Source organism: Piscinibacter sp. (assembly GCF_047600445.1).
Classification (GTDB): Bacteria; Pseudomonadota; Gammaproteobacteria; order Burkholderiales; family Burkholderiaceae_C; genus Piscinibacter.
Map to the genome: position 1 here is coordinate 2,285,890 of NZ_JASGKT010000002.1, position 12,044 is coordinate 2,297,933.

12 protein-coding genes are annotated in these 12,044 nt (G+C 71.4%); 6 read left to right on the forward strand and 6 right to left on the reverse strand.

What is annotated here, in order from left to right:
- Positions 1–28 precede the first annotated feature (28 nt).
- Both QM792_RS14915 and QM792_RS14920 read left to right on the forward strand, forming a co-directional pair.
- Positions 29–2,236 carry an ABC transporter ATP-binding protein gene (locus QM792_RS14915; RefSeq protein WP_415150887.1) on the forward strand — a complete coding sequence of 736 codons (2,208 nt, stop codon included), beginning with the start codon at positions 29–31 and terminating at the stop codon, positions 2,234–2,236.
- Positions 2,233–2,715 (forward strand): DUF1854 domain-containing protein, encoded by a 483-nt coding sequence (locus QM792_RS14920; RefSeq protein ID WP_415150888.1) that lies wholly within the window; start codon positions 2,233–2,235, stop codon positions 2,713–2,715. Before QM792_RS14915 ends, QM792_RS14920 begins: the two co-directional genes overlap by 4 nt.
- Here the strand turns inward: QM792_RS14920 and QM792_RS14925 are convergent, their stop codons facing one another.
- Genes QM792_RS14925 through QM792_RS14945 form a run of 5 tightly spaced genes read right to left on the reverse strand, consistent with a single transcriptional unit; the run spans position 2,716 to position 7,147 of the window.
- The gene (locus QM792_RS14925) at positions 2,716–3,708 is read right to left on the reverse strand and encodes a 2-hydroxyacid dehydrogenase (RefSeq protein WP_415150889.1); all 993 of its coding nucleotides are present in this window, start codon (positions 3,706–3,708) and stop codon (positions 2,716–2,718) included. It lies immediately after the preceding gene.
- Positions 3,709–3,733: 25 nt separating this feature from the next.
- Positions 3,734–5,077: a sodium:proton antiporter gene (locus QM792_RS14930; RefSeq protein ID WP_415150890.1), complete on the reverse strand. Its 1,344-nt coding sequence runs from the start codon at positions 5,075–5,077 to the stop codon at positions 3,734–3,736.
- Positions 5,074–5,766, reverse strand: coding sequence for a nitroreductase (locus QM792_RS14935; protein ID WP_415150891.1), 693 nt, complete (start codon positions 5,764–5,766; stop codon positions 5,074–5,076). The genes QM792_RS14930 and QM792_RS14935 overlap by 4 nt, the downstream gene beginning before the upstream one ends.
- Positions 5,763–6,206, reverse strand: a complete 444-nt coding sequence (locus QM792_RS14940; protein WP_415150892.1) for an acyl-CoA thioesterase — start codon at positions 6,204–6,206, stop codon at positions 5,763–5,765. Before QM792_RS14940 ends, QM792_RS14935 begins: the two co-directional genes overlap by 4 nt.
- Positions 6,203–7,147, reverse strand: a complete 945-nt coding sequence (locus QM792_RS14945) for a histone deacetylase (protein ID WP_415150893.1) — start codon at positions 7,145–7,147, stop codon at positions 6,203–6,205. Before QM792_RS14945 ends, QM792_RS14940 begins: the two co-directional genes overlap by 4 nt.
- A gap of 149 nt (positions 7,148–7,296) precedes the next feature.
- Between QM792_RS14945 and QM792_RS14950 the strand changes: the two genes are divergently transcribed.
- Entirely contained in the window at positions 7,297–7,845 is a 549-nt protein-coding gene (locus QM792_RS14950) for a phasin family protein (protein WP_415150894.1), read from the forward strand.
- 138 nt (positions 7,846–7,983) lie between these two features.
- Here QM792_RS14950 and QM792_RS14955 read toward each other — a convergent pair whose 3' ends face one another.
- The gene (locus tag QM792_RS14955) at positions 7,984–8,916 is read right to left on the reverse strand and encodes a patatin-like phospholipase family protein (protein ID WP_415150895.1); all 933 of its coding nucleotides are present in this window, start codon (positions 8,914–8,916) and stop codon (positions 7,984–7,986) included.
- Between the two features lie 99 nt (positions 8,917–9,015).
- Between QM792_RS14955 and QM792_RS14960 the strand changes: the two genes are divergently transcribed.
- From QM792_RS14960 to QM792_RS14970, 3 genes are read left to right on the forward strand one after another with little or no spacing between them, the layout of a single operon-like run.
- Entirely contained in the window at positions 9,016–9,783 is a 768-nt protein-coding gene (locus tag QM792_RS14960) for a sulfite exporter TauE/SafE family protein (RefSeq protein ID WP_415150896.1), read from the forward strand.
- Positions 9,784–9,796: 13 nt separating this feature from the next.
- The gene (locus QM792_RS14965) at positions 9,797–11,584 is read left to right on the forward strand and encodes a nitrite/sulfite reductase (RefSeq protein WP_415150897.1); all 1,788 of its coding nucleotides are present in this window, start codon (positions 9,797–9,799) and stop codon (positions 11,582–11,584) included.
- A complete protein-coding gene (locus tag QM792_RS14970; RefSeq protein ID WP_415150898.1) occupies positions 11,581–12,039 on the forward strand; it encodes a DUF934 domain-containing protein in 459 nt (152 codons plus the stop codon). The genes QM792_RS14965 and QM792_RS14970 overlap by 4 nt, the downstream gene beginning before the upstream one ends.
- The last annotated feature ends 5 nt before the right edge of the window (positions 12,040–12,044 follow it).

Here is a 12,044-nt window from a genome sequence, read left to right on the forward strand (position 1 = left end):
CAATCGCGCGCCCACGCCGCTCCGACCCATGCCCTCCTCCGACTCGTCTCCTGTTCTCGATCCGGCGGCCGCGCTCGATCCCGCGCCGCTGGAGCCCGCAGAGAACGCGCTGGCCAGCCTGGACGTTGACCTGGACGGCGCCGACCGCTTCGGCGCCGGCCGGCTGGTGCTGACCGAGCGCCGCCTGCTGGCGCGCGCCGGCGGCGAGCGCCAGTGGCGGAGCTGGCCGCTGAGCGCGCGGCTGAGCCTGCAGCATGCCGACCACGGCGGCGTCGGCCAGCTCTCGCTGCACGACGAACACGCCCGCCTGGCGCTGTGGCGCTACACGCTGGGCGCCGACCCGGCGGCGCTGCGGCTGCTCGGGCTGTTCGAGCGCCAGCGCGCCCGGCTGGCCGACGGCGGGGGGGAAGTCGACGAGCCGGCCGAGGAAGAAACCGACTTCGCCGCCGAGTCGCCGACACCGCCGTCGACCTGGGTGCTGCTGCGGCTGTCGCGCTTCGCCCGGCCCTACCGCTGGCAACTGCTGCTCGGCTTCGTGCTGATGCTGGTGTCCACCGCCGCCTCGCTGGTGCCGCCCTACCTGACCATCCCGCTGATGGACGAGGTGCTGATCCCGTACCAGAACGGCAAGGCGATCGACACCACGCTGGTGTGGCTGCTGCTGTCGGGCCTGCTCGGCGCCGCGCTGGTGGCCTGGGGCCTGGGCTGGTGGCGCACCTGGCTGCTGGCGATCGTCAGCGAGCGCATCGGCGCCGACCTGCGCACCGCCACCTTCGAGCACCTGCTGCAACTGAGCCTCGACTACTTCGGCAGCAAGCGCACCGGCGACCTGATGTCGCGCATCGGCAGCGAGTCGGACCGCATCTGCGTGTTCCTCTCGCTGCACGCGCTCGACTTCGCCACCGACGTGCTGATGATCGGCATGACGGCGGTGATCCTGTTCAACATCAACCCCTCGCTGGCGCTGGTGACGCTGCTGCCGCTGCCCTTCATCGCCTGGATGATCCACCTGGTGCGCGACCGGCTGCGCACCGGCTTCGAGAAGATCGACCGCGTCTGGGGCGAGGTCACCAGCGTGCTGGCCGACACCATTCCGGGCATCCGTGTCGTCAAGGCCTTCGCGCAGGAGAAGCGCGAGGCCGATCGCTTCCGCCGCGCCAACCGCCACAACCTCGAGGTCAACGACCGGCTCAACAAGACCTGGAGCCTGTTCTCGCCCACCGTCTCGCTGCTCACCGAGATCGGCCTGCTGGTGGTGTGGGCCTTCGGCATCTGGCTGGTCAGCCGCAACCGCATCACGGTGGGCGTGCTGACCGCCTTCATCGCCTACATCGGGCGCTTCTACGGCCGGCTCGACTCGATGAGCCGCATCGTCTCGGTGACGCAGAAGGCGGCCGCCGGCGCCAAGCGCATCTTCGACATCCTCGACCACGTCAGCAACGTGCCCGAGCCGGCGCAGCCGGTGAGGATCGAGCACCTGCGGGGCCGCCTCGAACTGCAGGGCGTGGGCTTCCGCTACGGCAGCCGCTCGGTGATCCGCGGGCTCGATCTGGACATCAAGCCCGGCGAGATGATCGGCCTGGTCGGCCACAGCGGCTCGGGCAAGAGCACGCTGGTCAACCTGATCTGCCGCTTCTACGACGTGAGCGACGGCGCGGTCAAGGTCGACGGCGTCGACCTGCGCCGCCTGGGCGTGGCCGACTACCGGCGCCACATCGGCCTGGTGCTGCAGGAGCCCTTCCTGTTCTTCGGCACGGTGGCCGAGAACATCGCCTACGGCAAGCCCGAGGCGACGCGCGAGGAGATCGTCGCCGCGGCGCGCGCCGCGCATGCGCACGAGTTCATCCTGCGCCTGCCGCACGGTTACGACTCGCTGGTCGGCGAGCGCGGCCAGGGCCTGTCGGGCGGCGAGCGCCAGCGCATCTCGATCGCACGCGCGCTGCTGATCGACCCGCGCATCCTGATCCTCGACGAGGCCACCTCCTCGGTGGACACCGAGACCGAGAAGGAGATCCAGAAGGCGCTCGACAATCTGGTGCAAGGGCGCACGACGATCGCGATCGCGCACCGCCTGTCGACGCTGCGCCGCGCCGACCGCCTCGTGGTGATGGACCGCGGCCGCGTGGTGGAAGTCGGCACGCACGACGAGCTGCTGGCGCGCCAGGGCGCCTACTGGCGGCTCCACGAGGCGCAGGCGCGCCAGATCGACGAGGAGCAGGAGCACAGCCCGGCATGAGCAGCAGCGACGATCTTTCCGCCATCCGCCTGACGCGCGACGCGCACGGCCGCCTGGTGCTGCACGACGCCGAAGGCGGGCTGCACGTCGGCGTGCTGCCGGTGCGGGCCTTTGCGCTGTCCGACCCCGGCGGCGCGATCTCGCTGGTGGGCAGCGACGGCCGCGAGCGGCTGTGGATCGCCTCGCCAGCCGCCGTGCCGGCGCAGGCGCGCGCGCTGCTCGACGAGGAACTGGCGCGGCGCGAATTCGCGCCGGTGATCGAGCGCCTGGTCGATGTCTCGACCTTCACCACGCCCAGCACCTGGCAGGTGCGCACCGACCGCGGCGACGCGCGGCTGGTGCTCAAGGGCGAGGAGGACATCCGACGCCTGGACGGCGGCGCGCTGCTGGTGACCGACAGCCACGGCATCGGCTACCGCATCCCCGACCCGCGCGCGCTGGACCGGCGCTCGCGGCGGCTGCTCGAGCGTTTCCTCTGATCAGGCCGTCTTCAGCGGCAGCACCTGCGGATTGACCGGCGTCGGCGGCGTGCCACCGGTCAGCGCGGCGATCAGGTTGTCGACCGCCAGCGCGGCCATCGCGCGCCGCGTCGCCACCGTCGCGCTGGCGATGTGCGGCGTCAGCACGACGTTGGGCACGCTCAGCAGGTCGGGGTGCACCTTGGGCTCGCCTTCGAACACGTCGAGCCCGGCGGCCGCGATGCGGCGCTCGCGCAGCGCGGCGGCCAGCGCGGCATCGTCGACCACGCCGCCGCGCGCGATGTTGGTCAGCGTCGCGGTCGGCTTCATCAGCGCCAGTTCGGCCGCGGCTATCGCGTGATGGCTGGCCGGTGAATACGGCACCACGATGACGAGGTGGTCGCACTCGCGCAGCAGCGCCTCCTTGCCGACGTAGCGCGCGCCCAGCGGCGCCTCGAGTTCGCTCGCGAGGCGGCTGCGGTTGTGATAGATCACCTTCATGCCGAAGCCGAGCGCGCCGCGCCGCGCCACCGCCTGGCCGATGCGGCCCATGCCGAGGATGCCCAGCGTGGCGCCGTGCACGTCGCCGCCGGCGAACATGTCGTAGGCCCAGCGGGTCCATTCGCCGCGGCGCAGGTAGTGTTCGCTCTCGGCGATGCGCCGCGCGGCGGCCATCATCAGCGCGAAGCCGAAGTCGGCGGTGGTCTCGGTCAGCACGTCGGGCGTGTTGGTGACCAGCACGCCGCGCGCGTTGCAGGCGGCGACGTCGATGTTGTTGTAGCCCACCGCCATGTTGCACACCGCGCGCAACTGCGGGTTGGCGTCGAGCAGCGCGGCGTCGATGCGCTCGCTGCCGGTGATGAAGGCGCCGGCCTTGCCGGCGAGCTTCGCGCTCAGCTCGGCCGGGGTGTGGATGCGGTCGGCCGGGTTGTCCTCGACCTCGAAGTGCGCGCGCAGGCGATCGACGATGTCGGGAAAGGCGGCGCGCGCGACGAGGACGGCGGGGCGGGTCATGGCTTGTCTCTCCTTCTTGTCTTCTTCAGCGGAACCAGATGAAGGTCATCACGGCGAACAGCGGCAGCAGGATCGCGCCCGACCAGGCCATGTAGCCGAAGAAGCCCGGCATGAGGATGCCACGCTCCTCGGCGATCGCCTTGATCATGAAGTTCGGCGCGTTGCCGATGTAGGTGACGGCGCCCATGAACACCGAGCCGGCGGACACGGCCGCCAGCGTCGCGGCCCGCGCGCCCATCAGTTCCTGCGCGTCGCCGCCGGCGAGCTTGAAGAACACCAGGTAGGTCGGCGCGTTGTCGAGGAAGGCGCTGAGCGCGCCGCTGGCCCAGAAGTAGGCCCAGGGCAGCGGCTGGCCGTCGGCGCCGGTGACGGCGCGGGTCACCGCCGCGAAGGCGCCCGCCTCGCCGGCCTGGAGCATCGCCAGCACCGGCACCATGGTCAGGAAGATGCCGATGAAGAGCTTGGCCACCTCCTGCATCGGCGCCCACGAGAACTGGTTGGCCTCGCGCACCGCGCGCGGCGTGATCGCCAGCGACACGGCGATCACCGCCAGCAGCCCCGCGTCGCGCAGCAGCGCGGGCAGCGCGAGCTCGGCGCCGAACACGTCGAAGGCGACGCCCGGCTTCCAGGTGCCGCTCATCAGCACCAGCGCCACGACCACGGCCAGCGGCAGCAGGTTGATCGCGCCGTCGATGCCGAGCCGCGGCGTGTCGGGCGTCGGGTCCGGCGGCGGCACGCCTTCCTGGCGGTACCAGTGGCCGTCGATGACGAAGAACAGCGCGAGCAGCGCGCCGACCAGGAACAGCGTCGCGGGCAGCAGGTGGCGCGCCGTCCAGGAGAAGTCCACGCCCTTCAGGAAGCCGAGGAACAGCGGCGGGTCGCCCAGCGGCGTCAGCGAGCCGCCGGCATTGCCGACGATGAAGATGAAGAACACGACCACGTGCACCACGTGGCGGCGGTTGCGATTGGCGCGGATCAGCGGGCGGATCAGCAGCATGGCCGCGCCGGTGGTACCCATCACGCTGGCCAGCACGGCGCCCGTGGCCAGCAGCGCGGTGTTCAGCGCCGGGCTGCCGTGCAGGTTGCCGCGCACGTGGATGCCGCCCGCGGCGGTGAACAGCGCCGTCAGCAGGATGATGAAGGGCAGGTACTCGGCCAGCAGCGCATGCACCAGCGCGCCGCCGGCTGCCGCCGGGCCGAACAGCGCCGCGCAGGGCAGCAGGAAGGCGAGCGCCCAGCCGAGCGCGATCTTGCCGTGGTGGTGGTGCCAGAGCCGAGGCGCGGCCAGCGGCAGCACCGCGATCGACAACAGCATGCCGGCGAACGGGATTCCCCAGGCGATGGGCAGCCCCGCGCCGGCCGGCGTCATGCGTGGAAACTCGCGAAGCCTTCCACCGGCTCGCGCTCGGTGACCAGCGTGTTCTCCACCGCGTCCGGGTCGGCATGGCCGAGCGACATGCCGCAGATCACCGTCTCGCCGTCGCCCAGGCCGAGCTGCCGCTCGGCGATGCGGTGGAACTGCGCGAACGCGGCCTGCGGGCAGGTGTCGAGCCCGCGCGCGCGCGCCGCCACCATCACGTTCTGCATGAACATGCCGACGTCGAGCCAGCTTCCGTGCTGCATCGCGCGGTCGATGGTGAAGATCAGCCCGACCGGCGCGCCGAAGAAGTCGTAGTTGCGCGCATGCTGGGCGTGCATGCGCGCCTTGTCGGCCTTGGCGATGCCGAGCAGCCCGTACAGGTCCCAGCCGACCTTGCGGCGCCGCTCGATGTACGGCGAACGCCATTCGGTCGGGTAGTAGCGGTAGGGCTCGCTGTGCGCGGCGCGCTCGGCGGGGTCGTCGAAGGCGGCGCGGATCGCGGCGCTGAGGCGCTGCCTGGCCGCGCCGGTCAGCACGTGCACCTTCCACGGCTGCGTGTTGGTGCCCGAGGGCGCGCGCGCGGCGACGCGCAGGATGTCGACGATGGTGTCTTGCGGCACCGGCGTCGGCAGGAAGGCACGGATCGAGCGGCGCGAGGTGATGGCCGCGTCGACGGCGGCGATGGCGGCGTCGTTCATGCGGCGGCGAGCAGCGGCTGCAAAGCGGCGCTCAGCGCCTCGGGCAAGGGCACCGGCCGGCGCGTCAGCCGGTCGACGTAGACGTGGACGAAGTGGCCGGCCGCGGCCGCCTCGGGCGCGCCCTGCGCGAACAGGCCGACCTCGTAGCGCACCGAGCTGCGCCCGAGGTGCGCAACGCGCAGGCCCGCTTCCACCGCCTGCGGAAAGGCCAGCGGCGCGAAGTAGTTGCAGCGCGTCTCGATCACCAGGCCGATGGTGGCGCCGGCGTGGATGTCGAGCGCGCCGGCGTCTATCAGGTAGCCGTTGACCGCGGTGTCGAACCAGGCGTAGTAGACGACGTTGTTGACGTGGCCGTAGGCGTCGTTGTCGGCCCAGCGCGTCTGGATCGGGCGGAAGACGCGGTAGGCGCCGCGCGGCTCGGGAGTCGGTCGATGGCTCATGGCGCGTGATTGTTCCATTGCTTCCAGCTTCGCAGCGCCTCCAGCAGCGTGCGGCGCTGGATCTCCACCGTGACGCCGATGTCGTGCCCGTAGCCGCCGGCCATGCTGACGGCCACCGGGATGCGGCGCGCGCGGCAGGCGGCGAAGACGCGCCGGTCGCGCTCGGCCAGGCCGTCGGCGCTGAGCTTCAGGCGGCCGAGGCGGTCGGCCTCGTGCGGGTCGGCGCCGGCGAGGTAGAACACCAGCCCCGGCGGCGCGGCGCGCTGGCGCGCCCAGAGCTCGCCCAGCGCGGCGTCCAGCGCCGCGAGGTAGGGCGCGTCGGCGCAGCCGTCGGGCAGTTCGACGTCGAGGTCGCTCGCCTCCTTGCGGAACGGGAAGTTGCGCGCGCCGTGCAGCGACAGCGTGAACACCGAGGGGTCGTCGCGGAAGATCGCCGCCGTGCCGTTGCCCTGGTGCACGTCGAGGTCGATCACCGCCACGCGCAGCCCCGGCGCGGCGCTGCCGTGGCGGCGGTGCCATTCGGCCTGCATCAGCCGCGCCGCCACCGCCGCGTCGTTGAACACGCACCAGCCGCCGCCCTGGCCGGCGCCGGCGTGGTGCGTGCCGCCGGCGAGGTTGGCGGCCACGCCCTCGGCCAGCGCGGCGCGCGCCGCGGCGATGGTCGCGCCGACCGAGCGGCGCGAACGCTCGACCATGCGCTGGCTCCACGGAAAGCCGATCTCGCGCTGCGCGGCGGCGCTCAGCGTGCCCTCGAACACCGCGGCGATGTAGGCCGGCTCGTGCGCCAGCGCCAGCTCACCCTCGCTGGCCGGCGGCGCCTCGCGCAGCCGCAGGCCCGGTTCGCCCTCGATGCGCTCGCGCAGCAAGCGGTACTTGGGCATCGGAAAGCGGTGCCCGGCCGGCAGCGGCAGCACGAACTGGTCGGAGCTGAAGACTTGCATGGAACCGTTGGTTTCTAGAAAAACCCCTCCAATTTTGATGCAGTGCAGCAAAAACGCTTGAAAGCCGGCCGCCGGTGCATATACTTCCGGTCATGCTGCATTGCAACATAGATGCAGCGCCACTGTGTCACCCCCCAATGGAGAGCCCCATGTCCTTCCTGACCGCTGAACAAGTCATCGCCGCCAACAAGGCCAACGTCGAAACCCTGTTCGGCCTGACCAACAAGGCCTTCGAAGGCGTCGAGAAGCTGATCGAACTGAACCTGCAGGTCGCCAAGACCGCGCTGGCCGAGAGCGCCGACACCACCAAGGCCGCACTGTCGGTGAAGGATGCGCAGGAGCTGTTCGCGCTGCAAGCCGCGCTGCTGCAACCGGCCGCCGAGAAGGCCGCCGCCTACAGCCGCCACCTGTACGACATCGCCGCGGCCACCAACGCCGAAGTGGGCAAGGTCGCCGAAGAAACCGCCGCCGACGCGCAGAAGAAGTTCATGGCCGTGGTCGACACCGCCGTCAAGAACGCCCCGGCCGGCACCGAGAACGCCGTCGCGCTGGTGAAGTCGGCCGTCGCCGCCGCCAACAACGCCTACGAAACCGTCAGCAAGGCCGCCAAGCAGGCCGCCGAAGTGGCCGAGGCCAACTTCCAGGCCGTGACCAGCACCGCCGTGAAGGCCGCCAAGGGCAGCAAGCGCGCTGCCTGAGCACCTCGCCAGGGGCACCGCCGCGAGCGGCGCTGCCCAAGGCGGGCCTGAAAGTTTGTCTCCTCGGTACCCCACAGGTACCTTCCAAGGCCCGGTTCCACCGGGCCTTTCTTTCTTTGGGCTCCCGGGCCGGCTCAGTCAGTGCATGCGCGCCGCCACCTTGGCGCGCAGTTCCGGCAGCGCGGCCAGCGCCGCCTCGCGGCCGGCCTGGATGACACGCTTGCGCGCCGCGAAGTCGGCGCCCGAGACGCCCGGCAGCCGCGGGCGCAGCACCAGGTCGGCCTCGCGCAGCTCGAACTGATTGATGCTGCGGCCCATGATCGCGAAGGTCTGCAAGAGCATGCGCAGCGGGTCGCCGGTGGGGCTGCCCTCGGGCACCGCCGAGATGTCGACCGCGATCACCAGCTCGGCGCCCATCTGCCGCGCGAAGCGCACCGGCACCGGCGAGACCAGCCCGCCGTCGACGTACTCGCGCGCGCCAATCTTCACCGGCTGGAACAGCGCCGGCACCGCGCTGGAGGCGCGCACCGCCATGCCGGCGTCGCCGCGCTGGAACAGGATGGGCGCGCCGGAGTCGAGGTCGGTGGCGACGATGCCCAGCGGCAGCGCCATCTGCTCGATGTTGCGCCCGCCGGTGTGCTCGCGCACGAAGCGCGCCAGCGCCTCGCCGCGGATCATGCCGCGGCCGGGGAAGGCCCAGTCGGTGATGGCGGTCTCGTCCATCGCATCGGCCAGGCGCACCAGTTCCGGCGCGTGCAGCCCGGCGGCATACAGCGCCGCCACCAGGCTGCCGGCCGAGGTGCCGACCACGAGGTCGGGCCGGACGCCGCTTTCTTCCAGCGCCTGGATCACGCCGATGTGGGCAAAGCCGCGCGCCGCGCCGCCGCCCAGCGCCAGGCCGATGCGCGGCGGCTTGGGCGCAGGCGGCGGGGCCGGCTCGGCCGGCGGCGGGGCGGGCGGCGGGGGCAGCGGCGCGCTCTGGCAGCCGGCCAGCGCCGCCGCGCCGCCCAGCGCCCAGGCGAGCCAGCGGCGGCGCGAGGGCTCAGCCTCTTCTTTATTCTCTTCAGACATAAGCAACAAACGACAAAGTTCTTCTCATATATATAGCTGCCACCTACAGTGCGCGCCATCGGCTGCCTTCCGGCGGCCGTTTCGATTTATCGGCGGCTCATGGACTGGATTGCGATTCTCAGCGGCTTCGGCGTCGGTGCCATCGTCGGCATGACCGGCGTGGGCGGCGGCTCGCTGATGACGCCGCTGCTGCTGTCGGTGTTCAAGCTCAACCCGGCGGTGGCCATCGGCACCGACCTGTGGTTCGCCGCGCTGACCAAGGTCAGCGGCTCCGTCGCCCATGCCCGCCACGGCCACGTCGCCTGGCCCATCGTGCGCCGGCTGCTGGCCGGCTCGGTGCCGGCCTCGCTGGCGACCATCGCGCTGATGCATTTCTCCGGCCTGACCAAAGGCTGGGCGCAGGCGCTGACCTTCTCGCTCGGCATCGCGCTGCTGCTGACGGCCGCCGTCGTCGCGTTCAAGCAAAGCTGGCAGCGGCTGGGCCTGAAGCTGGAGCGCTGGATCCCCGAATCGCGCAAGCCCGCGCTGACGGTGGCCAGCGGCCTGCTGCTGGGCGTGCTGGTGTCGCTGTCGTCCATCGGCGCCGGGGCCATCGGCGCAACGCTGATCCTGCTGATCCACCCGCGCATGAAGGCGCGCGACATCGTCGGCACCGACATCGCCCACGCCGTGCCGCTGACCCTCGTCGCCGGCCTGGGCCACGCCAGCCTCGGCCATGTGGACTGGGCGCTGCTCGGCTCCCTGCTCATCGGCTCCCTGCCCGGCATCTGGCTCGGGGCCCAGTTGACCCGCCGCCTGCCGGACGGCGTCGTGCGCAGCCTGCTGTGCGCCTCGCTGCTGATGGCCGGCTGGAAAGTCATCCACTAAGAGAACTCCGTCGATGTACCAGTACACCGATTTCGACCGCCAATTCGTCAAGCTGCGCGCCCAGCAGTTCCGCGACCAGCTCGACCGCTGGCAGCGCGGCGAGTTGAGCGACGAACAACTGCTGCCGCTGCGCCTGCAAAACGGCTGGTACATCCAGCGCTACGCGCCGATGGCCCGCATCGCCGTGCCCTATGGCGAGATCAGCAGCCTGCAACTGCGCACGCTGGCCCACATCGCCCGCGAGTACGACCGGCCCACGCCCGAACTGCTGGCCCATGCCCAGGCGACGCAGGACGAGCTGCAGGCCGCCCAGCCCGGCCTGACGCTGGCCGCGCCACCGCTGCGCTACGGCTACGGCCACTTCACGACGCGCACCAACGTGCAGTTCAACTGGATCCCGATCACCCGCGCCGCCGACGTGATGGACCTGCTGGCGGGCGTGTCCATGCACGGCATCCAGACCAGCGGCAACGACATCCGCAACATCACCTGCGACGCCTTCGAGGGCATCGCCGAGGACGGCATCGTCGATACCCGGCCCTTCGCCGAGATCACGCGCCAGTGGAGTTCGCTGCACCCCGAGTTCAGCTTCCTGCCGCGCAAGTTCAAGATCGCCTTCAACGGCGCCGAGGAAGACCGGGCCGCGATCGGCTGGTACGACATCGGCCTGCAGGCGGTGCGCGCGGCGGACGGCGAAGTCGGCTTCAAGGTGCTGGTCGGCGGCGGCATGGGCCGCACGCCCATCATCGGCGCGGTGGTGCGCGAGTTCCTGCCCTGGCCGGAACTGCTGAACTACATCGAGGCCATCGTCCGCACCTACAACAGCTACGGCCGGCGCGACAACAAGTGGAAGGCGCGCATCAAGATCCTCGTCAAGAGCGAGGGCCGGGGCTTCATCGACGCCGTGGAGGCCGAGTACCGGGCCATCGTCGAGCAGGACGGCGCGCCGCACACCATCACGCAGGCCGAACTGGAGCGCGTGGCCGCGCACTTCGTCGTACCCGAGCTGAAGCCCGCCGCCCTGCCCGCCAGCGTGGACACGGCCGACATCGCCTACCAGCGCTGGCTGCGCCAGAACGTGCGCGGCCACCGGCTGCCGCAGTTGCGCATCGTCACGCTGTCCTTCAAGCGCGTCGGCTGGGCGCCCGGCGACGCCGACGCCGACACGCTGGACGCGCTGGCCCAGTTGGCCGACCGGTTCTCGGCCGGCGAGGCGCGGCTCACGCACGAGCAGAACCTGCTGCTGCCCTGGGTGTTCGAGAGCGACCTGCCGGCGCTCTACGAGGCCGCGCGCGAGCTGGGCCTGGCGCGACCCAACATCGGCCTGCTGTCCGACATGATCGCCTGCCCCGGCGGCGACTTCTGCTCGCTGGCCAACGCGCGCTCCCTGCCCATCGCCGCCGCGCTGACCGAGCGTTATCAGGACCTGGACGAACTCTTCGACCTCGGCCCCATCGACCTGCACATGAGCGGCTGCATCAACTCCTGCGGCCACCACCACAGCGGCCACATCGGCATCCTCGGCGTCGACAAGGACGGCAAGGAGTGGTACCAGATCACGCTGGCCGGCTCGGACGGCACGGCGCTGTCCGGCCCGGCCGTGGGCGGCAAGGTCGTCGGCCCGTCGTTCTCGGCCGCCGAGGTGCCGGACGTGATCGAAGCCCTGCTCGACACCTTCCGGGCGCTGCGCCAGCCGGGCGAATTCTTCATCGACGCGCTGCGCCGCGTCGGCCACGACCCCTTCAAGGCCGCCGCCAACGCCGCCCGCCACCCCCAACCCGTCGAAGCCATCGCCGCATGAAGCCGCTGAACACCACCGCCGCCCTCCAGATCTTTGCCGCCGGCACCGCGCCCGCCGACGCGGCCGGCCTGAAGATCCTGCAGATCGCCAACGACGCCGAAGTGGCCGAACTCGCCGCCCAGGGCGCGCTCGACGGCGTGGACCGCATCGAACTGCACTTCCCCAAGTTCACCGACGGCCGCGCCTACAGCCAGGCCGTGCTGCTGCGCCGCCGCTACCGCTTCCGCGGCGACCTGCGCGCCACCGGCGACGTGCTGATCGACCTGCTCGTGCACATGCACCGCAGCGGCTTCAGCAGCGCCGTGCTGGCCGAGGGCGTGAACGCCGCCGCCGCCGAGCGCCAGTTCGCGCGCTACGCCGCCTTCTACCAGGGCGACGTGAACGAGCCACGCCCGCTGTTCGCCCGCGAAGCGGCCCACCTCGCCGCGCAGGACGCGGTGCTGGAGGCCGCGTGAGCCCG